We start from the raw sequence: 24,064 nt of genomic DNA on the forward strand, positions 1-24,064 counted from the left end.
CCTAATGGTATAAAAAGACATCTTAATTTATGTCCGTATAATTAAAGGCTTTTTCATTACTATATAGAAATTACATATTTAACATCGGTTTGTGCAGGTATTACTATTGTATGGAAAGGAATAACATGAAGGCAAGTACACTATATAAAAATAAAATAAATCCTAAGATGAGTAGTATGGGATACAACTTGAACATATTTGACCTCCTTGAGTATATAAAGAATTTTAATACATCTTTGGTGAATTTAGAAGGAAAATATATTAGATAAATGGTGCTCGAATGGATACACGAATTTAATAGAGTAGTGAATGTCTAATAAATAAAGAAGTATTATGGGGGACACCTTGACTAGATTATTTATAAAGGGCAGGTCGATTTACCCGACGTGAAATATAAAAGTGATCAGATTTATATGTACAGAATAAGGGATAAATAAAAAAAGAGCATACATAAAAAGTACGCTCTAAAGAAAGATAGGTTTTATGAGTGGATAATCTCCATACGATAATATATGTTCGGTCGATGTAAATGTGTGAAAAATCAATAAATTATCAATGAAATATCATGAAATGAGTAATCTTAGTCTATTAATAAGGTTTTGTAGTTAACCAAATTGTAAGGATTTTGTATAGAATGGATTAACAACTCGATAATGATCGTACTTCAGTTTCATATTTCGTATAGTTTGGATATTGTGTAATAGTTTGACATTTAGGTGTGGAAAGTTGATTAATTATAGAAACATTTGTAATTACTTCGTTACAAGGACCGAAAAATGTAACTTTTAATTTTGAATTTGGTGGGACTTTGAAAACAATAGGTTTTTTCTCCATGAAATCAGCTCCTATGATGCAGAATTGTATACTGCGTTTTTTCGTTCATATTATAAAGACGTACTAATATAATATGAAATTTTAGTTGAGTTGATAATGATATGGAGTTCTATGGCATGGTGAAAATGTGGAAAATACAGTAAAAACTGAGAATGTTCTATACAATGTATAATCAATATAATAGGTAAAATTAAAAAATAAGTAATTTATCTAATACGCTTTTTTTCTTGCTACATATTATAGTAGTAAGAATTGTATTAGGAGGTAATGAAAGATTGCAAGAAAATGTACAAGCTCAACCTCAGCTTTCACCACCATGGATCACATATTTCAATGAGTTAAAAAATTCAATTGGTGCTGATCCAACAGTTACAGTTGGTCCGCTAATTCCAGTTGGAGGGAATTATATTATTTTAGTGCACGCGTTAAGTGATGAAAAAGCGAGAGCGTTAGCAACGCTCCTAAAATCTTTTGTAGAATTTGGGAATGTAAGTGTAACAGTTATTGTAACTAATAATGAAAATGACATTGTAAATCCACTGCCATGTCCACTAGATGCATTTGAAATTGCCCATTTATTTCAAGTGGCGCTAGAAAATAATCCTTATTTCGAACAAGTTGTTGTACAGCCTCAACTCCCTGGTGGGGCAAATGTTGTCTTTCCTGTTTTTGCTGCACAAGTAATTCAATTTTTTAATGATGATATTTCAAATTTATGTCAAACATTTACTGGTGTTGCTGCAGATGTATTTCATGATGTAATGAACGATGATGTTTGTGGTATCCCAATATTATTCTCCACAAGCTGTGTTCCGAGCAGTGAAAGTGCACAATTACAAAATACAGATTTAACACCAAAACTGTTTTATTAAATTGTGAGAAGACATTTTCATTAATAGAAAATGTCTTTTTCGTATGCATTAACGTTATTTTGTAGAGTTATTGCGGACGATAAACGAGGCTTCCACTGATAAAATTGTTACTGAATCTTATATAGAGTGTAAAGATAGTATATTTGAATTGAAATATAAAAGAAATGAGAGATAAATTGTTTTCGTTAATATAGAATAATCACAAAAAATACAGTAAATTAACTTTCATACATATGTTTCATAGTATAAAGAAGATTAATTACAAAAAACGAAGATTAGTAATAGAGAAAATGGTTCTAATATTAGCGCAAAAGATAGATTGATTAACTAATGTTATCTACTGATACATAGTTTTTTTACATGAAATGAATTACATGTAGAAAACACATTGTTTACACAAGGTTATTGTATAGTTATTCTTATATAATAATAAAAGTGAGGTATTTTGAATTGAAAAAGAAAAAGTTATTTTTAGGAACAATTATTTCATGTGTAGTACTGGCATTATCTGCATGTGGTTCCTCAGACAACGTAGTAACATCAAAAGTAGGAAATGTTACAGAGAAAGAGTTAAGTAAAGAATTAAGACAAAAATATGGGGAAAGTACTTTATACCAAATGGTGTTAAGTAAGGCGTTGCTAGATAAATATAAAGTTTCAGATGAGGAAGCGAAAAAACAAGTTGAAGAAGCAAAAGATAAAATGGGCGACAATTTCAAATCGACTCTAGAGCAACTTGGATTGAAAAATGAAGATGAATTAAAAGAAAAAATGAAGCCAGAAATTGCATTTGAGAAAGCGATTAAAGCGACTGTTACAGAAAAAGATGTAAAAGATAACTATAAACCAGAAATGAAGGTAAGTCACATTTTAGTAAAAGATGAAAAGACTGCTAAAGAAGTGAAAGAGAAAGTAAATAACGGAGAAGATTTTGCGGCTTTAGCGAAGCAATACTCAGAGGATACTGGTTCAAAAGAACAGGGCGGGGAAATCGCTGGTTTTGCTCCAGGGCAAACGGTAAAAGAATTTGAGGAAGCTGCATATAAATTAGATGCAGGACAAGTAAGTGAACCAGTAAAAACAACTTACGGTTACCATATTATTAAAGTGACAGATAAAAAAGAATTAAAGCCATTTGATGAAGTAAAAGATTCAATTCGTAAAGATATAGAACAGCAAAGACTACAAGACACGACAGGTAAATGGAAACAACAAGTAGTCAATGGATTATTGAAAGATGCTGATATTAAGGTGAATGATAAAGAGTTTAAAAATACATTTGAATTTCTAGAAAAGAAATAATGACTGTAATTAGAAAAGGGAACCTTTAAAGGTTCCCTTTTCTAGTTAGTGTGTGAGTTATAAATAGATAGTAAGACAATACAATATTACATATAAATATTAAGAATTACAATGGAAATTTATGTAATTATTTTGAAGTAGATTAATCATCACTTCATAGAATGTTGATATTATAATGTTTTGTTTCATCTCATTAAATATAAAACGAATTAATTAATTTTAGCCCATTATTTGTAGGCAGTAAGATTTACGTAGGCTGATTATTAGTCAGGAATGAACAAAGCTTGAGTGGATTAAAGTTTCACTTTATAGAAGTGGATAAACATAATTTGCAGAATGAAACATACAATAAGATTGAAATATATTGACGTTAAATGAAGTGAAAAGCAGAGCATTCTATTAAGATGGATGTTCTTTTTCGTATGAAATTTTAAGGTAAAGAATGAATTATTGGATAGATAAATAAATGATGTAGGGGGAGAAAATGTGAAAGTAATTTTTCAAAGAGAAGACGGAGGGAAAATTTTTGAATCGTATGATGAAGATATAAATAACCTATTAGCTATTTTAAAAGAAACGAAAGGAATTAAGATTGGGATGGTTGGCTATGAAGTAGTAAAATACGAATTAGAGTATTTTCGAAACCCTAAAAAAGCAGTAACAGAGAGGGAATTACATATAATAGTGCAACCAAAATATAGTTAATAATTTTACGCAGTATGTACGAAAAGAGAGCGTTTAAATTGCTCTCTTTTCATAGGAATTCATAAGAAACGAATTGAGGTCCATTATAAATCCCTTAAATTTTGTGAGTTTGTTCTTTATAATATATGCTTTCAGTTTTAGATGGTTAATAAACTCGAAAAAAATAAAACTTTTTAGTGTAGGAAGGGATTTTATAGTTGAGTAGATACATGTTCATATAAAGTATTTTTTATACGAATATTGGAGGAGTAAAAATGAGTTTAGCAAGTTATATAGGCTGAAATGTAGAAATTCCATTAACGGATCCAGATTTTAATGATGTAATTGTTTTTGGCCCATGTTTTTCAGATGAAAGTATGCTTGAAATTGAAACAATGTGGGGCATTGAACTTGATGAGTGGCAAACTGAAAGGGAGAAGAAAGAAGCTAAAAAAGCTATTAGCTTTATGCGCGATTATGGAAAGGTATTTAAATAATGGGGACTATTTTGAATTATTCAGTGGTTGGGTTGGTAATGAAGATAAGGAACGATTGGGAGAATTAAAATTAAAAATAAATCATTTTAATATAGATGAGATTCGTATTCCAGAAAGAACACTTGTCAGGATAGAAAAATAAATATAGAAATATAGGTGATTAGAAAAAACGACTTCTCTTTAAGTGAAGTCGTTTTTTAGTTGATACGTGAACTTCCTATTAAATGGGAAAAAGGCTCATTTGATGAAGAAAAAATAAATTCCTTCTCAAAAGAACGTAGGTTCGTGTATAATTAGAACGAATGTTCTTGTATGTGTAGGTAGTATACGATTTAGAAATAAAGTGAAAATGTAATTAGTGGGTGTTCATCATCCACTAATTACATTTTCACCAATCGGCTGTTTACGGGGAGTTGATTTTCGACTTACTTTCCTTGTATGTTGTGAATTTTGAGGTGGGAGATTTCCTATCTGTTCGTGCGGGAGCAATATGAGCCGAGCAATGATTAAAGAATAATCGAAGCGCAATATGTTTGAAATAGAATGGATAAATAATCGAGGAGATAGAGAAATGAATGATGTAAAGATGCAAAGAGCAAAAAGAGAATGGGTTCCATTTACAGTAATGTCGGAACAGTTATTAAGTATGCGAAAGGTTATTGGGGAGAAATTTAAAGTACAAAAACCATTTTTAACAAAAGAAGCAAAAGAGGGAATTTCTGATAAATTATTAATGTCATTATTGTCTGAGAAAGAAATATTGGTGACATATTTTGAAGATGGATACATACTTACAAGCTACATGACAGTTGTACATATAAATCCGCTAAAGCGCATTGTAATGTGTACTGACGCGTTTTATAAAACTTACGTATTTAATACCACGGATATTATTGAAATAGCGTAAAGTAAGCTATGTTAGATGTGAAACAGAAAAAATGAAACGGAAAAGCAGCTAGCTTCATACTAGCTGCTAAGCCCCAGGGAAAGGGAGAAAAAGATAGGGTACTCCAAAAATCAACAATAGCTGTATAACAGCCTGATTATAGTATGGACAAATTAAAAATTCTTAAACAGAACGATGAAAAAATAGGGTTAAGCTGTACCGACTTGGTTTTGATCCGCAAGGTCAGAATCAAACGTATTAGTCGCACTCACACCATTAAAAGTATTAACAACAAAACCAACGTTGGAAGCACCAGATCCATTATAAGCCTTCGTGTTTTCTTTTGGAGAAACGTTATAGAAATCACCTAAATTAAATGAACCGTTACTATTTTGTACAACTAAATTCCCTACAACTGAGGGCATAGTTCTCACCCACTTTACAATCATTTGTTAACACTACTATATGGTCTTATAGTCCAAAGGGTTCATCTAACGAAAATTGCGGAATAATAAAACGTTTGAAGTGTAGCTTAATCCTATAATAAAAGTGTGTTAAACTGAATGTAAGGTTACGTAATTAAAAATGGAAATTGTATAATTGTCATATATGAAAACAAAGGAGGCAAAATGTAATGAATAAAGTTATAAAAAAAGTAGATTTAACAGATGCAAAGTCAAGTAATCTTGTTGCACTTATTTATAGCAATGAAGTTATATTGGTGGAAGAAGCATTTTGTCCAAAGGAAATAAAATTAAAGTTTAATGAAATTGCAATTTTATCGGCTATTAAAACAGCGCATATAATGAAAGTATCCATTAGAAAAGAGCTTGACGCGTTTTTTCATGACACGGGTGTTTTATTGGTGAAGCATAGTGCTGAGTATGGAAACAGTCAATCTATCACTATGCATTTTGAACAATTTAAAAAGTTACAACATGAGGTTGAGTATTTAAGTAAAAGTATGTAATAAGGCAAGATGAAGATTCTTTCATAGAGGTGAACAGTTCTATGTTGAAAAAATGGTTTGAAAAATTTTTAGACGAATCTCACTGTAAACATAAATATAGTTTTATTAAGATGCAGGATAATGAAGATTTCAAAAGTGGTAAGCTAGGTGTAGCTTATGTGTATAGGTGTGAGAAGTGCGGGAAAGAGAAGTTGAAATTTAAAAGCAATAACGAAATAAATAATGATTTTTTTGATATATAGGAAAGAGTAACTGTTATGGGTTACTCTTTTTTGTATTTTTAACACATTATAGAATGCACAAAATTACATATAGAAAATAAATATGAGTTAAAGGATGCCATTTATGTATTTCGAAAGCACTAGAAAATTTCTAAATAGGTGATAAAAATGAATCCAAACGGTTTAAAAGTGACAGGAGCATGGTTTCAAGTAGGAGGGAATCTTACAGCGGCAATTGGGACGACAAGAGGATTTATAGGGGAAGAGAAAGTTGAATCGGAGATTGTAATTGTAGGAAGTTCATTACAAGCCCTCGGGTATATATTGCAAATTATAGGGAGTAATGAAACCGAAGATAAAGTTGAAAAAGAAAATCAAAATATGTGTTTGGAAAAAAAAGTGAAATGCTCGATAAAATGGGCATTGAGTTATTAGCGTTAGGGAATATATCAAATGTAATAGGAACATATTTTAATATAAATGAACAATTGAAAGAAAATGATTATCTTATAATTGTAGGGAATAGCTTACAATCAATTGGAGCTTTTTTAGGAGTAGAAGCGGCTTTACTTCAGATGAAAATGTTGCAGAAAATTATAGTGATAGGAAATTCTCTGCAAAGTTTAGGCGCTGGACTTCAAGCGTATCAAGGTATTGTTAATGTAATGCAGAATAGAATACAAAATGAAGACAGTAAGGTTGATAAGAAAGATGAGAGAATAATAGCACTTATTGGTGTTTGGATACAAGCGATAGGAACTGCTATTTCGGCAATTGGATTAACTATAATAGAGAAAGAAAAAAGATTAGAAAAAATAATCATATGAAATTGTTCATGGAAAGATGGTATGTAAAATTTCAATTTTACATAAGTAGAAAAGTTGAAGTGGTAGGTTTTTTTGCATTGAAATAGAATATATAATGGTAGAACAGTTATTAGTGGGTAATAAAAATATCGGAAATGTAAAAGTTACTGGTTTTTATAGTGTATGGAGAGAGAAAAATACAAAACAAGGAGTTTTCAAGAGATGATGTATTTGTTGGCAATTCTTCTTCCACCTGTAGCCGTATTATTTTGCGGAAAACCATTTCAAGCAGTAATTAATTTCATATTAACATTAATATTTTGGGTTCCAGGTGTTATTCATGCGATATTAGTTGTACATGATAAAAAAGCAGATCGGCGTTTAAAAAAACAAATTCAAGCATATGATGAAATAAATAAAAAGAACAGAAGATAGCTGAGTTGTGAAATGATTTAAAAAAGAAAGGGGGACTACCTCCTTTCTTTTTTCATTCTAGTTAAGTTTAAATTTTAGTGTAGCGGTAAGAATTTTTAATATAAGTATTGTGATAATTCGTTTTGGAGTGTGCGTTTAATAAACCGGTGTAAATGTTTTCAGGAACGTTAAAGAAATCATACAGTCCATGCTTTAATTGAATGCGTAAAATCATAGAAAAAGGATTATAGCCAACAGCAACTATAGTTTTGGAAATCACGGGAGATAGTTCCATTATTACGCAACTCCTCACTTTTCATTTTTAATAAATTCTTATAGATGTTGAGGTTGTGGTGTTGAAGTCTTTATAATTAAAGAGGTATTATACTTATATGCAATATATTAAATGTTCGTTATACGTAATTATAAGGAAGTTCACACGAAGTACATATCGTTGTGCTATTTTTATTTCACCTTTGATTTATAAATAAGAAAATATTGACCATTTGAAAAAAAGGTATATTATTTATACGAGGTATTAAAATTTCACTTTTTACATTCTATGCTTAAAGGGGCAGCATTATTAGAAAAATAGAAGTGAAAATACTTAGTATAAGAAGTATTCTAAAATTTATAATCTGTGAATTAGGAAAATATTGAATGCTCCAGGTCAATATACTTTCTTAATTAAATTCATTTTAGAAAGTGACCTCAATATTTTTTAGTAAATCAACGGGAGAATTGAAAGGCAGGAGAAAGTAACATGTCAGAAAATTATCGTTCTCGAGAGGAGCGACGACAAGTTAAAAAGAAAAAACAGCCAGCTTCTAAAACACAAAAACCAAAAGGTAAAACATCATTCTTTCGCAAGTTTTTAATTACTTGTTTATTACTTGGTATTGTTGGTTTAGTGGCGGGGGTTGCTACCTTCTTCGTAATGATTAAGGACGCACCGAAACTTGAGAAAGCAAAACTTGTTAATCCGTTATCCTCAAAAATTTATGATAAAAATGGCGAGTTGGTATATGAATATGGGAAAGAGAAACGGACGAATGTTACGTATGATCAAATTCCTAAATTAGTAGAAAATGCATTTTTAGCAACAGAAGATGCACGATTTTACGAGCATAGCGGAGTAGACTTTAAAGGTACTGCACGTGCTGTTTTGGTGAGTCTTAAAGGAGATTACGGTTCACAAGGTGGAAGTACGATCACGCAGCAAGTTATTAAAAACTACTTCTTATCGATGGAAAAAACATCAAAACGTAAGGTTCAGGAAATTTATTTAGCGTATAAGCTAGAACAACAGTATTCAAAACATGAGATTTTAGAAATGTATTTAAATAAAATTAATTTAGGTAATCGTTCATATGGTATCGCAACAGCAGCACAGAACTACTACGGTAAAGAATTAAAAGAGTTAACCTTACCAGAAGTTGCGATGCTTGCAGGTTTACCAAAAGCACCGAATAACTATGATCCAACGAAGACAGAAAATATTCAAAGAGCAACAGAAAGAAGAAATGTTGTCCTAAAATTGATGAATCGACATGGTTATATTACGAAGGCAGAAATGGAAGAAGCTTCGAAAGTTGAAGTGACAAAGGGACTTAAGACAGCAACGGAACTTCAAACAATGCCGCATACTGCATTTATGGATGCCGTAGTGAAAGAAGTAGAAAAAGAAATACCAGATGTTAATATTGGATCTGATGGCTTAGAAATTTATACAACATTAGACCCGAAAGCACAGGAATTTGCTGATAAGATTTTAAATGAAAATATTATTAATTATCCAAATGATAAATTCCAAGGTGCTTTCACATTTATGGATACGAAAACAGGTGAGATTCGTGCTATAGGTAGTGGGCGCGGTGAAAATAAAGCCGTATTTAAAGGGCATAATATGGCCATTGAATTAGATCGTGCAGCTGGTTCAACTATGAAGCCAATCTTTGATTACGGTCCTGCAATTGAATACTTAAAATGGGCTACGTATCATCAAATTGATGATTCTCCATTTAAATATTCAACTGGACAAGAACTTCGAAATGCAGACAGAAGTCATTTAGGTCCAATTACTATGCGTGAGGCGTTAAAAATGTCACGTAACGTTCCAGCAGTTAAAACTGCAAAAGAAGTAGGACTTAATAAATCAAAGGAATTCTCTGAGAAATTAGGTATTACATTTAAAAAAGCGCCAACAGAATCTACAGCTATTGGTACAAACGAAGTATCACCAACTGAAATAGCGGGTGCTTATGCGACATTTGGTAATGGTGGAAAGTATGCAAAACCGCATTTTGTTAAGAAAGTAGTTTATCCAGACGGTAAGTCACAAAGTTTCGGGCAAAAACCAAAACAAGTTATAGCTGACTCTACAGCATATATGATTACTGATATGCTTCGTTCAGTAGTGACATCAGGTACTGGTACAGCAGCAAATATAAGTTCTTTAGATGTAGCTGGAAAAACAGGTACAACAAACTATGATTCAAAACAATTAGCAAAATTTAATATTCCGGAAAGTGCAACTCGTGATAGTTGGTTTGCAGGTTATACGCCGCAATATACGATGGCAGTATGGACTGGGTATATGAAAGATGGTAAAGACGAGTATATTAGTAGTAAAAATACGAAAATTGCACAGTTGATCTTTAAAGCAATGATGAGCCAGATGGCTACAGATAAATCAAGATTTAAAATGCCAAGTAGTGTAATTCAAGAAGGTAGTGAGCTGCGTATAAAAGGTGAAAAACGTGATTCTTCTCCAAATACGAGCGTACCGGATACAACGGAAAAACCAAAACAAGATCAACAGCAAAAAACTGAAGAAGAGAAAAAGCAAGAAGAATTAAAGAAACAGGAAGAACTGAAAAAACAAGAAGAACAAAAGCAACAAGAGGAACTTAAGAAGCAAGAAGAACAAAAGAAACTAGAAGAGCAAAAGAAACAAGAAGAAGAAAAGAAACAAAATGAACAAAATAATGGAGGAGGCCAAGGGAATACGACACCTCCAGCAAATAATGGGGGAGACCAAGGGAATACGACACCTCCAGCAAATAACGGTGGAGGCCAAGGGAATACGACACCTCCAGCAAATAACGGAGGAGGCCAAGGAAATACGACACCTCCAGCAAATAACGGTGGAGGTCAAGGAAATACGACACCTCCAGCAAATAATGGAGGAGGCCAAGGAAATACAACTCCACCAGCGACCACACAACCAGAAACTGGCGGTAATGCAGGAGAGGCCCCTGCTAATAATGGACAATAAGAAAATTTTATAAAAAATATTAAAAAGCACTTAAGATTTGTAAAATTACAATCTTAAGTGCTTTTTTCTTTTAAATGCAGTAGCTATGAGACAATGTATTTTAAATATTAAAAGTACCATAGAAGTTTTGAAAATAAATTGAAGGAAAATGATAAAAAATTTGAGATTGAGGTAACGGAGGATAAGCGTGGCTTTGAAAGGGGGTACTACTTGGATGTGCGCCATGATGCCAAAATGAGGGAGTAATTTGACCGGGAATTTGATAGTGTTGCCAAGTTGCGGGAAGTTCAATACCGACATCAGAACTAGCTGTATGAACAGCGGGAACGTGTATTTCGGGGGTCGAAGGAACTACGGCAGTTACTCTTGATGATACCCACATAAAAATATTCACTCCTAAGTTGCGATAATAAAGTAGTATATTCTTTTCACACATATAAAGGTACAAATAAATGGGACTTTAGGCTAAAACATACGTATAAAGTTGTAAGACCAATTTAAATTGATTTTGGACCATTTATTATAAAAAGATACGTCTATTTACGGAGGGAAAAGGAACGAAGAAACTGTAAAATGGAGGTGTTAATTGCAATAACTTACGTGTTTATGGAGGAATATGAATGGAACGATTATGGACGAAATCATTTATTCAAATGACTTTCGCAATGTTATTTTTATTTACAGGATTTTATTTACTAGTTCCAACGCTCCCACTCTTTATTAAAGAGATAGGTGGTAATGAATCACAAGTAGGACTTATGATGGGAATGTTTACAATAGCGGCAGTTGTAATACGACCGATTATTGGAGGAATGTTGGATCAATATGGTAGAAGATCCTTTATTATTTTCGGGCTCATCTTTTTTGGGTTAACGATGTATTCTTATAATTTAGCGTCGACTATTGTCCTTTTAGCTGTTTTGAGGGTTATTCATGGAGTAACATGGGCTGTTTCTACAACAGCTGTTGGAACAGCGATAACTGATATTATTCCAGATTCACGCCGTGGTGAAGGGATGGGTTGGTACGGAATGGCTATGACGATTGCAATGGCCATCGGGCCAATGATTGGATTAGCGGTTGTACAAAATTATTCATTTCACGGCCTATTCTTGTTAGCAACTCTTTTATCCTTTATGGCAGTCTTATTATCGTTAATGACGAAAATGCCATTCACACCACAAAAAGAAAAAGGGAAAATACAACTGTTTGAAAAATCCGTTCTATCCATTACGATAGTTGTATTTTTTTTATCATTTGCATATGGAGGCATTACGACGTTTTTACCGCTATTTGCATCGTCAATTGATGTGAATCCTGGGACATTCTTTCTTGTATATGCAATTGCTTTAACAATCGTAAGACCAATTTCAGGAAAACTATTAGATAAGTATGGAGAAGTATTTATCATACTTCCGGCACTATGCATTACTATTATTGCAATAGTTGTATTAACGATTTCAAATAATTTAATAGGTGTAGTTATCGCAGCTACATTATATGGTGTTGGATTCGGTTCAGCACAGCCAGCTTTGCAAGCGGCAATGCTTACAATTGTCGATCCGAGTAAAAGAGGAGTTGCGAACGCTTCATTTTTTACAGCGTTTGATTTAGGAATTGGATTAGGTGCTATTTTACTTGGGGTTGTTTCACAAATGTTTGGTTATCGTATTTTATTTTCAGGGAGTGCAATTTCAGCATTAACAGCCTTAATTATTTTCGTCTTCTTTGTAAAACAACGATTAGGAAAAAAAGAGTTTGCATAAACTGGGGGGAATAAAGATGAAAATTTCAATTGATCGTAAAGCTCTACAATGGTTCCAGGAAGAATTACGTATAAAGCACGGTGAATCTGTACGTTTTACTGTAAGGTACGGAGGGAATAGTTCAATTCAGCCTGGATATTCTTTAGGGATTGTTGCAGAGAAACCAGATGGGGAAATCGTGTCAGTTGAGAAGGAAGGTATTATATTTTTTGTAGATGTTGATGATCTTTGGTATTTTTAAAACTATGATTTATTTGTAAGTTATCATGAGGAAATGGAAGAAATTCAATTTAATTATGTAAAATAATAACTTTATTAAAAATGAATAAGTTTTATATAAAAATTATATTTAAGGCATAGTGAAATAAATATCATATAGTAACGAGCTGTATTTATGTACAGCTCGTTTTTTCTATTTCGTAAATAAAATTAGAATAATTGTATATTTGGCGGTGTTATATGGAAAATCTTTATATCTTGTTTTTTTAAAATATGCAAAGAAGTTTATTCTTTCTTTATAAAACATAAGAATTATTTTCAAAAAATTGTATTGTTACAGTAAGAAAAGTATAGGAAACTTATCATTATAAAATAAATTGAAATCTTCTAAAAACTCTGATACATTGAAATAGAAATGTAGTTTCGCAATATTGTAAAGGCTTACAGTTATGTGCACGAAGATCTATTAGGATTGGAGGAAATAATGATGAAAGCTGAAGAAAAATTTTCCCCGGGATTAGATGGTATAGTGGCAGCGGAGACGAAGATTTCGTTTCTTGACACAGTGAAAGGTGAAATTGTAATTCAAGGGTATGATTTAATCGAACTCTCAAAAACAAAAGAGTATTTAGACATTGTGCACCTTTTATTGGAAGAACATCTACCGAATGAAGATGAAAAAGCAACACTTGAAAAGAAATTAAAAGAAGAATACGCAGTACCAGAAGGTGTATTTAACGTACTGAAGGCGTTACCGAAAGAAACACACCCGATGGATGGATTGCGTACAGGTGTGTCCGCATTAGCTGGTTACGATAATGATATTGAAAATCGCTCGTTAGAAGTAAACAAAAGCCGCGGGTACAAATTATTGAGTAAAGTACCAAACATTGTAGCGAATAGCTATCATATTTTAAATAATGAAGAGCCAATCGAACCACTTAAGGAATTATCATATAGCGCGAATTTCTTCTATATGTTAACAGGTAAAAAACCAACTGAACTTGAGGAGAAGATCTTTGATCGTTCCCTTGTTTTATATAGTGAACATGAAATGCCAAACTCTACATTTACAGCGCGCGTTATTGCGTCTACGCAATCCGACTTATATGGTGCTTTAACAGGTGCGGTTGCATCTTTAAAAGGTAGCTTACATGGCGGTGCGAACGAAGCGGTTATGTACATGCTTTTAGAAGCTGGTAATGTTGAAAAGTTTGAAGAGTTATTACAGAAGAAACTATATAACAAAGAAAAAATTATGGGCTTTGGACATCGTGTATACATGAAGAAGATGGATCCAAGAGCATTGATGATGAAGGAAGCTTTAAAGCAGTTATGTGATGTAAAAGGTGATTATACACTATATGAAATGTGTGAAGCGGGAGAAAAGATTATGGAGAAGGAAAAAGGAATTTATCCAAACCTTGATTATTACGCAGCTCCAGTATATTGGATGCTTGGTATTCCAATTCAACTGTACACACCAATCTTCTTTAGCTCTAGAACAGTAGGACTATGTGCGCACGTTATTGAGCAACATACGAACAATCGTTTGTTCCGTCCACGTGTAAATTATATTGGCGAGCGACATGTGCTTAGTAAATAAGAACAACTGGGGAGTTGTTAGCACCGCCCGCCAGATGGGTGTTTGACCGACACCCATCATTAATAATAACGAATTTTCGACAGAAAGGGAAGAATTGCATGATTAAAACAAATGAAATTAAACAAAAAGATGCGTTATTAGAAGAAATTACGGATTATGTATTAAATAAAGAGGTAACTAGCGCAGAAGCATTCAGTACTGCTCGTTACGTCTTACTTGATACGCTTGGATGCGGAATTTTAGCACTACAATATCCAGAATGTACGAAATTATTAGGACCAGTTGTTCCAGGAACAATCGTGCCAAATGGTACACGTGTACCAGGTACGTCATATGTACTTGATCCAGTGAAAGGTGCATTTAATATCGGATGTATGATCCGTTGGTTAGACTATAACGATACTTGGCTTGCAGCAGAGTGGGGACATCCATCTGATAACTTAGGCGGAATTTTAGCAGTTGCAGATTATATTAGCCGTGTTCGTATTTCAGAAGGAAAAGAACCATTAAAAGTACGTGAAGTACTAGAAATGATGATTAAAGCACATGAAATTCAAGGTGTACTTGCTTTAGAAAACAGCTTAAACAGAGTTGGTCTTGACCACGTATTATATGTAAAAGTAGCAACAACTGCAGTAGTTGCAAAAATGCTTGGCGGAACACGTGAAGAAATCTTTAATGCATTATCACATGCATGGATTGATAATTCTAGTCTTCGTACATATCGTCATGCTCCAAATACGGGATCACGTAAATCATGGGCAGCAGGTGATGCAACGAGCCGCGGTGTTCATCTTGCAATGACTGCTCTAAAAGGTGAAATGGGTTATCCAACAGCTTTATCTGCACCAGGCTGGGGATTCCAAGATGTATTATTTAATAAACAAGAATTAAAGTTAGCGAGACCATTAGATTCATATGTAATGGAAAATGTATTATTTAAAGTTTCATATCCAGCAGAATTCCATGCACAAACAGCTGCAGAATGTGCTGTGAAATTACATCCGGAAATTAAAGAAAGATTAGATGAAATTGATCGTATTACAATTACAACTCATGAATCAGCAATCCGTATTATTGATAAAGAAGGTCCATTAAATAACCCAGCGGATCGTGATCATTGCTTACAATACATTACGGCAATTGGTTTATTAAAAGGAGATATCGTTGCGGACGATTATGAGGATGCAGTAGCAAATGATCCACGTGTAGATGAATTACGTAATAAGATGGTTGTTGTTGAAAACAAACAGTACAGTTTAGATTACCTTGACCCGAACAAGCGCTCAATCGCCAACGCTGTTCAAGTCCATTTCAAAGATGGCACTGAAACAGAAAACGTGGAATGTGAATATCCACTTGGTCACCGTTTCCGTAGAGACGAAGCAATTCCAAAAGTTGTTCAAAAATTCACTGCAAATATGGCAGGTCATTATTCTAGTAAGCAACAAGAACAAATTCATGAAGCTTGTTTAAATGAAGAGAAACTAGAAAATATGAACGTAAACGAATTTGTAGATCTATTCTTAATTTAATAATAGGGGGAATTTAGAATGGCTTGGGTTGTGAATAAACAGTCAACACAAGAGGAGCTTGCGAATCGCTTCCGAGCTTTAGTAGAAGCAAATGAAATCTTACAGATTCCAGGTGCTCATGACGCAATGGCAGCTTTAGTTGCGAGAAATACAGGATTTTCAGCTCTTTATTTATCAGGAGCTGCTTATACTGCAAGTAAAGGGCTACCTGATTTAGGAATCGTGACGTCTACTGAAGTAGCAGAGAGAGCAAGAGATCTAGTAAGAGCTACAGACTTACCAGTTCTTGTTGATATTGATACAGGATTTGGTGGTGTACTAAATGTGGCGAGAACAGCTGTAGAAATGGTGGAAGCGAAAGTAGCAGCTGTCCAAATTGAAGATCAGCAATTACCAAAGAAATGTGGACATTTAAATGGTAAGAAACTTGTTACGACAGAAGAATTAGTTCAAAAAATTAAAGCGATTAAAGAAGTTGCACCGAGCTTATATATTGTAGCGCGCACAGACGCTCGCGGCGTAGAGGGCTTGGATGAAGCAATTGAAAGAGCAAATGCATATGTAAAAGCAGGTGCAGATGCAATTTTCCCTGAAGCACTTCAATCAGAGGAAGAATTCCGTCTATTTAATAGTAAGGTAAATGCACCTTTACTTGCGAATATGACTGAATTTGGAAAAACTCCATATTATAGTGCAGAGGAATTTGCAAATATGGGTTTCCAAATGGTTATTTATCCTGTAACTTCACTTCGCGTTGCGGCGAAAGCGTATGAAAACGTGTTTACTTTAATTAAAGAAACAGGTTCTCAAAAAGATGCAATTTCAAATATGCAAACGAGAAGTGAGTTATATGAAACAATTTCATATCATGACTTTGAAGAACTAGATACTGGTATTGCAAAAACAGTATTATCAGAGGATCAATAGATAAAACAACTAAGGCGATGAGAATACATCTTTGGCAAAACGAACTGCTTGATGTGAAAATTCATCGCCTTCTGTTTTCAAAAATAAGATATTCCACTCATCGTAGACGAGCATATGTAGTAGTAATTAAGGCCGAAATGATAGGGGGATTCAGATGGAGAAAACGAAGTTACCGTGGGATGAATTTTTTTCACCTAATAAAGATGTGAATCATGCTTTTTTTACGCCAGAAGATTTTTCAGGAGATGAAGATTTAATCGCAAAAACGACAGAACAATTCGTTAAACAAGAAATTGTTCCACAAATGGAGAATATTGAACAACATAACTATAAAGTTTCTCGTCAATTATTTGAGAAAGCTGGAGAACTTGGATTATTAAGTATCGAGGTCCCAGAAGAATATGGCGGATTCGAATTAGGAAAGGTAGTTTCAGGGCTTGTAGCAGAAAAAATGGGATACGCTGGTGCATTTAGCGTTTCATTTAATATACACGCCGGTGTAGGTACATTGCCTTACATATATTACGGAACGAAAGAACAAAAAGAAAAATATTTGCCGAAAATTGCGTCTGGAGAATGGATTGGGGCTTATGCTTTAACGGAGCCAAATGCTGGTTCTGATGCATTAAGTGCAAAAACGAGTGCAGTATTAAATGAAGATGGTACTGCTTGGAAGTTAAATGGCGAGAAGCAGTGGATTACAAATGCTCATATGGCAGATGTATACGTTGTTTTTGCGAAGACAAATAAAGGAATGACAGCGTTTATTGTCGAAAGAACATGTGAAGGTGTATCCATTGGACTAGAAGAAAAGAAAATGGGGATTAAAGGTTCTTCAACGGCTACCCTTATTTTAGAAGATGTCGTAATACCTGCAGAAAATGTTTTAGGGGAAGTTGGAAAAGGGCATCACGTAGCTCTTAATATTCTAAACTTTGCTAGACTAAAGCTTGCTTTTGGAAATATTGGAACAGCAAAGCAAGCAATTGGATTGTCCGTTCAATACGGAAAAGAACGTAAACAGTTCCAAACGGAATTAGTAGACTTTACGATGATACAAGAGAAAATTGCAAATATGATCATTGCTACATATGGAGCAGAAAGCGCAGCGTATCGTACAGCAGGTGTAATTGATGAAGCAATTCATGAGAGTGATGAAGATCTTATGAAGAAAATGTCTCAATTTGCAATTGAATGTGCACTAAATAAAGTAAATGCTTCTGAAACACTTGGTTACATCGTAGATGAAGCTGTACAAATTCATGGTGGTTACGGTTATATGCAAGAATACGAAGTAGAACGTTTATATCGTGATGCTAGAATTAGTCGTATTTTTGAAGGGACGAATGAAATTAATAGATTAACAGTTGCTAAAATGTTAATGAAGCAAGTGGAACAAATTGAAAATACTGAAGTAGAGATTGATGTAGAAAATGTCGAAAGAAACTATCGTTACATTTTATTAGCAAAAAAATTGTTGAAACAATCTTTGAAAACGCTCTCTAAAACTCCGGGTTTGAAAATTGATCAAGAGCAAGAATATTCACGTGTATTATCAAATATGTTAACGGATGTGTACGTCATGGAATCAGCATTTTTACGTACGAGTAAAGCAATTAGTAAAAATGGTGAAGAGAAAGAACGTACGAAACAAATGATAACTGACGTTATTTGTGAAGAAGGATATCGTAAAGTAGAAGAAGCGGCAATTTCTATACTTTCAGCGGCTGTTACAGAAGAACAAGATAGACACGTAATTTTAGCTGGAATTCGTCAATTATCAGTACCTTTATACACGAACGTATTTACAAAAAAGAGAGAAATTGCGAAAGCTATTATAAATCGCGGAAAGTATATTGTGTAAATAGGAGGAAAGCGATATGAAAAAGATTGGTTTTATCGGTTTAGGTAACATGGGTCTTCCGATGTCTAAAAATTTAGTTAAATCAAATTACACAGTATATGGTGTGGATTTAAATAAAGATGCTGAAGCTTCCTTTGAAAAAGAAGGAGGAATTATTGGCTTATCAATCTCAAAATTAGCAGAGACATGCGATGTAATTTTTACAAGTTTACCTTCACCTCGTGCTGTTGAAGCAGTATATTTTGGAGAAGAAGGATTATTTGAAAATAGTCACTCGAATGTAGTTTTAATAGATACAAGTACTGTATCTCCACAATTAAACAAACAGTTAGAGGAAGCGGCAAAAGAAAAGAAAGTAGACTTTTTAGCAGCCCCTGTAAGTGGTGGGGTAATTGGAGCCGAAAACCGTACATTAACGTTTATGGTCGGTGGATCAAAAGAGGTATATGAAAAAACGGAATCTATCATGGGTGTATTAGGTGCAAACATCTTCCATGTTAGTGAGCAAATTGATAGTGGTACAACTGTTAAATTAATTAATAACCTATTAATAGGTTTTTATACAGCTGGTGTAAGTGAAGCATTAACATTAGCGAAAAAGAACAATATGGATTTGGATAAAATGTTTGATATTTTAAATGTAAGTTACGGCCAAAGTAGAATTTATGAGCGCAATTATAAAAGTTTTATTGCATCAGAAAACTACGAGCCAGGTTTTACTGTAAATTTATTAAAGAAAGATTTAGGGTTTGCAGTAGATTTAGCGAAAGAAAGTGAACTTCACTTACCAGTAAGCGAAATGCTATTAAATGTATATGAAGAAGCAAGTGAAGCTGGGTATGGTGAAAACGATATGGCTGCTTTATATAAGAAAGTTAGTGAACAATTAATTTCTAATCAAAAATAATAGATTTATAAACATCATAAAAAAGGAGAGAATATAATGATTACAACTGAAATTAAACGAGTAAAAAATCATATTAATGGTGAGTGGGTAGAATCTACTGGTACAGAAGTAGAAGCAGTTCCAAATCCGGCGACTGGAAAAATTATCGCTTACGTTCCGCTATCTCCGAAAGAAGATGTTGAAAAAGCTGTTGAAGCCGCAAAAGCAGCATACGAAACATGGTCTAAAGTACCAGTTCCGAATCGTTCAAGACAATTGTATAAATATTTACAGCTTTTACAAGAAAACAAAGAAGAACTTGCAAAAATCATTACGCTAGAAAATGGTAAAACATTAACGGATGCAACTGGTGAAGTACAACGTGGTATTGAAGCAGTAGAACTTGCAACATCTACTCCAAGTTTAATGATGGGACAAGCACTTCCGAATATTGCAAGCGGCATCGATGGATCAATTTGGCGCTACCCAATTGGAGTTGTTGCTGGAATTACGCCGTTTAACTTCCCGATGATGATTCCATTATGGATGTTCCCGCTTGCAATTGCTTGTGGTAATACATTCGTATTAAAAACATCTGAAAGAACGCCACTTTTAGCAGAGCGACTTGTAGAGTTATTCTATGAAGCTGGCTTCCCGAAAGGCGTATTAAATTTAGTGCAAGGCGGAAAAGATGTTGTAAATAGCATTTTAGAAAATAAAGATATTCAAGCTGTTTCGTTCGTTGGATCTGAGCCGGTAGCTCGTTACGTATATGAAACAGGTACGAAACATGGGAAACGTGTACAAGCGTTAGCTGGTGCGAAAAACCATGCGATTGTTATGCCAGATTGCAATCTTGAGAAAACGGTACAAGGTGTAATTGGATCTGCATTTGCAAGTAGTGGAGAGCGCTGCATGGCATGTTCAGTAGTAGCAGTAGTTGATGAAATTGCAGATGAGTTCATCGACGTACTAGTAGCAGAGACGAAGAAGTTAAAAGTAGGTGACGGTTTCCACGAAGATAATTATGTTGGACCATTAATTCGCGAGTCTCATAAAGAACGCGTATTGGGCTATATTAACAGCGGTGTAGCAGATGGAGCTACTTTATTAGTAGATGGCCGTAAAATTAAGGAAGAAGTTGGAGAAGGTTACTTTGTAGGTGCGACAATCTTTGACGGTGTAAATCAAGAAATGAAAATTTGGCAAGATGAGATTTTTGCTCCAGTATTAAGCATTGTACGTGTTAAAGATTTAGAAGAAGGTATTAAACTAACAAATCAATCTAAATTTGCAAATGGTGCGGTTATTTATACATCAAGCGGTAAACATGCACAAACGTTCCGTGATAACATCGATGCGGGTATGATCGGTGTAAACGTAAACGTTCCAGCACCAATGGCATTCTTCGCATTCGCTGGAAATAAAGCTTCATTCTTTGGTGATTTAGGTACAAATGGTACAGATGGCGTTCAATTTTATACACGTAAAAAAGTTGTAACTGAGCGCTGGTTTTAATATAATGTAGACAACCAAATCAGTTATTAAAAGAAAACCACCACTATTCATAGTGGTGGTTTTCTTCTTGTTAATTGCTTTTTTCAAAAGCGAGTTTAATACCAAAACCAATTAAGACAATTCCTGTTAACCCTTGAATATAACGTTGCGTCTTCGGTTTTTTCATAAAAGCACTAATTTTATCAATTAAAAATATATAAAAAGCGAACCAAATAACTGTTAAAACTAGGTAAGTAAGGCCCATTATAAGAAGTTGGATAAACGTATTATGATTTGGATTTAAAAATTGCGGTAAAAATGTTAAAAAGAAGACTGCGATTTTAGGGTTTAATAAATTTGTAAGAAACCCTTGGCGAAAGCAAGAAGTATTCTCGTTTGCGTTATTCAAAGATATATCGTTCGTATTGACGCCTTCTTTATTTCTTACTGCTAAAAGGGCTTTAATACCAATATAAATTAAATATAGAGCTCCAACGTACTTGAAAATAGAAAATAAAAGAGCTGACTTTACAATAAGTGCGGAAAGTCCGATTACTGCTGCTAAAGTATGAATTAATAGTGCAACACATGTACCGAACACTGTTTTCACCCCACCTACCTTACCAGCAACTAATGTGTTTTTCGTAGCCATTGCAGTATCAGGACCAGGTAAAATAATAAGACAAATAGACATAATGATGAAAAGAAAATAATTTTCAATCATAGTCGCTCCTCCTTCTTTTATTTTTAGAATATTTAATTAAAAATAGTGTAGCACATAATTCGATTTAATAAAATTAAATTTTATTAAAATTTATTAAATAGGAAAAAGGCTATATAGGCGTGTAATTATACGACTATATAGCCTCAATTTAATCCCGTATGAAAGGGCGATTGCTTCTACTAATAATAAGAGGGAGATAAACCCTACTTATTAAATTCTCACTTTACGCATTAAGTAAGTTAAAGAACCGGTTTACATCTTCTTCTGAAACATCACTTAACTGCTTATATTTATAATTTGGATTTTGGTCTTTATCAACGACAACAGATCGTACTCCTTCAAAGAAATCTTCATGTCTCATGAAGTTTTTAGCAAGTACAAGGTCAGTAGCGAAACATTCTTCAACGGACTTATTTTGTCCATCAATAAACTGTTTTAATGTTACTTTTAGTGAAATAGGAGATTTTGATAATAACGTTTCTTTCGCTTTTAAAGAAAAGGAACTTTGATCTTTCTCTAATGAATGAATAATTTCTTCAATTGTATCGAATGCAAAATGTGAATTAATTTCTTCTAATGAAGGAGCAAGCTCGCTTTCTAATGTTGGAGCAGTTGCAAATGTACGAATGACTTCTTTTAAATGAGTATGTACATCATCTTCTTTAGACCAATTTACACTTTCCAGTTCAGTAAGGAAATTTGGTAATGAATCAGATGCAATAAAATAATCAGCAGCGTTTATAAATAATACGTCAGAAGCTTTTAAAATAGATGCTGTTAAAGCGACATAGCGGCCGGCATACCCTGGAGCTTTATTTAAGAAATAAGCAGCACCGACGTCTGGGAAGAAGCCAATATTCATCTCTGGCATTGCCCATTTCGTACGCTCAGTTACAATTCGGTATTTCGCACCATTTGTAAGACCGACACCACCACCCATTACAATTCCATCTAAACAAGCGATAATCGGTTTTTTATATTGATAAATATATGTATCAATTTCATACTCTTCTTCAAAGAAACGTTCCGCATGCTGCAATGCAGCTTCATTTGAACGTGCTTCATAAAGAGTTTTAATATCGCCACCTGCACAAAAACCTTTTGTGCCAGCTCCTTTTAATACGATAAGCGCAATTCGCTCATCATTTTCCCACTCTTTCAGTTTTTGCCCAATTGGTTGCAACATGTCATAAGATAAAGAATTAAGTGCTTTTGGGCGGTTTAAAGTAATTGATGCAACGCCGTTTTCGCTAACAGAAAATAAAACGTGTTCAGTCATAATTCATCCTCCCTTACATATCTTCTTATTCTTAATTCTTTATACGTACTGAAATGTCCTTTATAAATTTTGTCTAAAGTTGGCGGTATATGTTAATTTATCCACTGCATATTTTGACGAGTTATATTTGCAGGATTTTGGAGGTTGAAAATGAATATTACAACATTACTGTAATTGTAATTATTTGAAGTTACCATGATAAACACGCTATTATATATGTGTAAATTGTACATAATCACTTCGAAAAGAGTATTTGAAGTGATTATAATGAAAGAAAAATTGCTTTTCATTAGAAATAGAGAAAGGAGAAATCGGAATGCCAGTACCTTTACTATTGTCGGTGATTATTTTGTCTTCTTTAATGATAGGGATAACGCAGTATTTTCATCATACAGATACGACAGAGGAAGTGAAGGATAAAGTACGACTTGTATTTCCGATTTTTATCGTATCTATTTCTTTTTGTATTTTATTAAATAAAGATGGGTACATTGTTGCAGTATTTTCATTTTTTGTAGCGATTGTTTTCATTACAGTTTTATATTATGTAATGAAAGAATTTATCCAAAAATAAAGATGTCATATGAGACATTTTTATTTTTGGAAAGAATAAAATTTCACATACCGTATTATATGTGAAATTAAAAAAACATATCGCAATAGAAAAGTATGTACTTTACCGTGTATTTACTTGTCAATCTTGCATAGCCAATATACTATTAATAGTGTAGAGATTAGAAAAAGGGGTTGTATCTATCATGAAATTTGAGATGCACACAAAAATTATTTCAAATGAAAAAGAAGTAAGATTACATATAGAAGAAAACATATTTCAATTAAAATTGGATGGTTATCACTTATTTACAGTTCAAGAAATATTACCTTTATATAAATCAAATGAAGAAAGAATCGGTAGTGCAATGATACAAAAGTTAGAATGGGAGAACGGAAAAACTACAATAAACTATCAACTTGTATCACTAAATTCAGTAAATTAA

General features: G+C 33.4%; 25 protein-coding genes and 2 pseudogenes. 21 read left to right on the plus strand and 6 right to left on the minus strand.

From position 1 onward, the window contains the following. Positions 1-639: 639 nt before the first annotated feature. Positions 640-834: a hypothetical protein gene (locus NLJ82_RS11225; protein ID WP_000412568.1), complete on the minus strand. Its 195-nt coding sequence runs from the start codon at positions 832-834 to the stop codon at positions 640-642. 275 nt (positions 835-1,109) lie between these two features. Between NLJ82_RS11225 and NLJ82_RS11230 the strand changes: the two genes are divergently transcribed. The 6 genes from NLJ82_RS11230 to NLJ82_RS11250 all read left to right on the plus strand — a co-directional run bounded on the left by NLJ82_RS11230 (position 1,110) and on the right by NLJ82_RS11250 (position 5,096). After that, the gene (locus NLJ82_RS11230) at positions 1,110-1,706 is read left to right on the plus strand and encodes a hypothetical protein (protein WP_001157704.1); all 597 of its coding nucleotides are present in this window, start codon (positions 1,110-1,112) and stop codon (positions 1,704-1,706) included. Positions 1,707-2,156: 450 nt separating this feature from the next. After that, on the plus strand, positions 2,157-3,008 hold the full coding sequence (locus NLJ82_RS11235; RefSeq protein WP_000727487.1) for a peptidylprolyl isomerase PrsA: 852 nt from the start codon (positions 2,157-2,159) through the stop codon (positions 3,006-3,008). 486 nt (positions 3,009-3,494) lie between these two features. Continuing rightward, complete coding sequence (locus NLJ82_RS11240; protein WP_000864287.1) at positions 3,495-3,713, plus strand: hypothetical protein; 219 nt, start codon at positions 3,495-3,497, stop codon at positions 3,711-3,713. 290 nt (positions 3,714-4,003) lie between these two features. Next, entirely contained in the window at positions 4,004-4,189 is a 186-nt protein-coding gene (locus NLJ82_RS28745; protein ID WP_307851375.1) for a hypothetical protein, read from the plus strand. Continuing rightward, the gene (locus NLJ82_RS11245) at positions 4,107-4,331 is read left to right on the plus strand and encodes a hypothetical protein (RefSeq protein ID WP_002080487.1); all 225 of its coding nucleotides are present in this window, start codon (positions 4,107-4,109) and stop codon (positions 4,329-4,331) included. The genes NLJ82_RS28745 and NLJ82_RS11245 overlap by 83 nt, the downstream gene beginning before the upstream one ends. A 429-nt stretch (positions 4,332-4,760) precedes the next feature. Next, positions 4,761-5,096 (plus strand): YolD-like family protein, encoded by a 336-nt coding sequence (locus NLJ82_RS11250; RefSeq protein ID WP_001000620.1) that lies wholly within the window; start codon positions 4,761-4,763, stop codon positions 5,094-5,096. A gap of 188 nt (positions 5,097-5,284) precedes the next feature. Here the strand turns inward: NLJ82_RS11250 and gerPF are convergent, their stop codons facing one another. After that, positions 5,285-5,500 carry a spore germination protein GerPF gene (gene gerPF, locus NLJ82_RS11255; RefSeq protein ID WP_001141565.1) on the minus strand — a complete coding sequence of 72 codons (216 nt, stop codon included), beginning with the start codon at positions 5,498-5,500 and terminating at the stop codon, positions 5,285-5,287. 209 nt (positions 5,501-5,709) lie between these two features. Here gerPF and NLJ82_RS11260 point away from each other — a divergent pair, with 209 nt between their 5' ends. The 4 genes and pseudogenes from NLJ82_RS11260 to NLJ82_RS11280 all read left to right on the plus strand — a co-directional run bounded on the left by NLJ82_RS11260 (position 5,710) and on the right by NLJ82_RS11280 (position 7,507). Next, positions 5,710-6,045: a hypothetical protein gene (locus NLJ82_RS11260; protein ID WP_001045106.1), complete on the plus strand. Its 336-nt coding sequence runs from the start codon at positions 5,710-5,712 to the stop codon at positions 6,043-6,045. Between the two features lie 41 nt (positions 6,046-6,086). Then, positions 6,087-6,287 (plus strand): hypothetical protein, encoded by a 201-nt coding sequence (locus NLJ82_RS11265; protein ID WP_000915128.1) that lies wholly within the window; start codon positions 6,087-6,089, stop codon positions 6,285-6,287. A gap of 147 nt (positions 6,288-6,434) precedes the next feature. Then, positions 6,435-7,093 (plus strand): annotated as a pseudogene (locus NLJ82_RS28750) (DUF6944 family repetitive protein). Between the two features lie 201 nt (positions 7,094-7,294). Continuing rightward, complete coding sequence (locus NLJ82_RS11280) at positions 7,295-7,507, plus strand: YqaE/Pmp3 family membrane protein (protein WP_000990231.1); 213 nt, start codon at positions 7,295-7,297, stop codon at positions 7,505-7,507. A 67-nt stretch (positions 7,508-7,574) separates the two neighbouring features. Here NLJ82_RS11280 and NLJ82_RS11285 read toward each other — a convergent pair whose 3' ends face one another. Next, positions 7,575-7,781 (minus strand): KTSC domain-containing protein, encoded by a 207-nt coding sequence (locus NLJ82_RS11285; protein ID WP_000423629.1) that lies wholly within the window; start codon positions 7,779-7,781, stop codon positions 7,575-7,577. A 468-nt stretch (positions 7,782-8,249) separates the two neighbouring features. Here NLJ82_RS11285 and NLJ82_RS11290 point away from each other — a divergent pair, with 468 nt between their 5' ends. Then, entirely contained in the window at positions 8,250-10,763 is a 2,514-nt protein-coding gene (locus NLJ82_RS11290; protein WP_001293971.1) for a PBP1A family penicillin-binding protein, read from the plus strand. Positions 10,764-10,863: 100 nt separating this feature from the next. Here the strand turns inward: NLJ82_RS11290 and NLJ82_RS11295 are convergent, their stop codons facing one another. Next, positions 10,864-11,145 (minus strand): hypothetical protein, encoded by a 282-nt coding sequence (locus NLJ82_RS11295; protein ID WP_000270177.1) that lies wholly within the window; start codon positions 11,143-11,145, stop codon positions 10,864-10,866. Between the two features lie 238 nt (positions 11,146-11,383). Here NLJ82_RS11295 and NLJ82_RS11300 point away from each other — a divergent pair, with 238 nt between their 5' ends. The 8 genes and pseudogenes from NLJ82_RS11300 to NLJ82_RS11335 all read left to right on the plus strand — a co-directional run bounded on the left by NLJ82_RS11300 (position 11,384) and on the right by NLJ82_RS11335 (position 21,084). Then, positions 11,384-12,529, plus strand: coding sequence for an MFS transporter (locus NLJ82_RS11300; RefSeq protein WP_000440668.1), 1,146 nt, complete (start codon positions 11,384-11,386; stop codon positions 12,527-12,529). 16 nt (positions 12,530-12,545) lie between these two features. Further along, positions 12,546-12,836, plus strand: a pseudogene (locus tag NLJ82_RS11305) (HesB/YadR/YfhF family protein). Between the two features lie 396 nt (positions 12,837-13,232). Further along, positions 13,233-14,354: a citrate synthase gene (gene mmgD, locus NLJ82_RS11310; RefSeq protein WP_001983266.1), complete on the plus strand. Its 1,122-nt coding sequence runs from the start codon at positions 13,233-13,235 to the stop codon at positions 14,352-14,354. A gap of 98 nt (positions 14,355-14,452) precedes the next feature. Then, complete coding sequence (prpD, locus tag NLJ82_RS11315; protein WP_000598127.1) at positions 14,453-15,889, plus strand: 2-methylcitrate dehydratase; 1,437 nt, start codon at positions 14,453-14,455, stop codon at positions 15,887-15,889. Between the two features lie 18 nt (positions 15,890-15,907). Next, complete coding sequence (gene prpB, locus NLJ82_RS11320) at positions 15,908-16,816, plus strand: methylisocitrate lyase (RefSeq protein ID WP_000312653.1); 909 nt, start codon at positions 15,908-15,910, stop codon at positions 16,814-16,816. 154 nt (positions 16,817-16,970) lie between these two features. Next, positions 16,971-18,680 (plus strand): acyl-CoA dehydrogenase FadE, encoded by a 1,710-nt coding sequence (locus NLJ82_RS11325; protein ID WP_000416037.1) that lies wholly within the window; start codon positions 16,971-16,973, stop codon positions 18,678-18,680. 16 nt (positions 18,681-18,696) lie between these two features. Further along, positions 18,697-19,587 (plus strand): NAD(P)-dependent oxidoreductase, encoded by an 891-nt coding sequence (locus tag NLJ82_RS11330; protein WP_000719413.1) that lies wholly within the window; start codon positions 18,697-18,699, stop codon positions 19,585-19,587. Between the two features lie 36 nt (positions 19,588-19,623). After that, complete coding sequence (locus tag NLJ82_RS11335) at positions 19,624-21,084, plus strand: CoA-acylating methylmalonate-semialdehyde dehydrogenase (RefSeq protein WP_254754670.1); 1,461 nt, start codon at positions 19,624-19,626, stop codon at positions 21,082-21,084. Between the two features lie 70 nt (positions 21,085-21,154). Here the strand turns inward: NLJ82_RS11335 and NLJ82_RS11340 are convergent, their stop codons facing one another. Both NLJ82_RS11340 and NLJ82_RS11345 read right to left on the minus strand, forming a co-directional pair. Next, the gene (locus NLJ82_RS11340) at positions 21,155-21,787 is read right to left on the minus strand and encodes a LysE family translocator (protein WP_000572339.1); all 633 of its coding nucleotides are present in this window, start codon (positions 21,785-21,787) and stop codon (positions 21,155-21,157) included. A 223-nt stretch (positions 21,788-22,010) separates the two neighbouring features. Then, entirely contained in the window at positions 22,011-23,066 is a 1,056-nt protein-coding gene (locus NLJ82_RS11345; protein ID WP_000134912.1) for an enoyl-CoA hydratase/isomerase family protein, read from the minus strand. Positions 23,067-23,382: 316 nt separating this feature from the next. On the opposite strand from NLJ82_RS11345, the gene NLJ82_RS11350 reads away from it, so the two are divergent. Beyond that, positions 23,383-23,640 (plus strand): hypothetical protein, encoded by a 258-nt coding sequence (locus NLJ82_RS11350; protein WP_001145042.1) that lies wholly within the window; start codon positions 23,383-23,385, stop codon positions 23,638-23,640. Between the two features lie 184 nt (positions 23,641-23,824). Then, positions 23,825-24,064 (plus strand): DUF2584 domain-containing protein, encoded by a 240-nt coding sequence (locus NLJ82_RS11355; RefSeq protein WP_000667348.1) that lies wholly within the window; start codon positions 23,825-23,827, stop codon positions 24,062-24,064.

The sequence above is a fragment of the Bacillus paranthracis genome (assembly GCF_024296885.1).
Taxonomy (GTDB): domain Bacteria; phylum Bacillota; class Bacilli; order Bacillales; family Bacillaceae_G; genus Bacillus_A; species Bacillus_A paranthracis.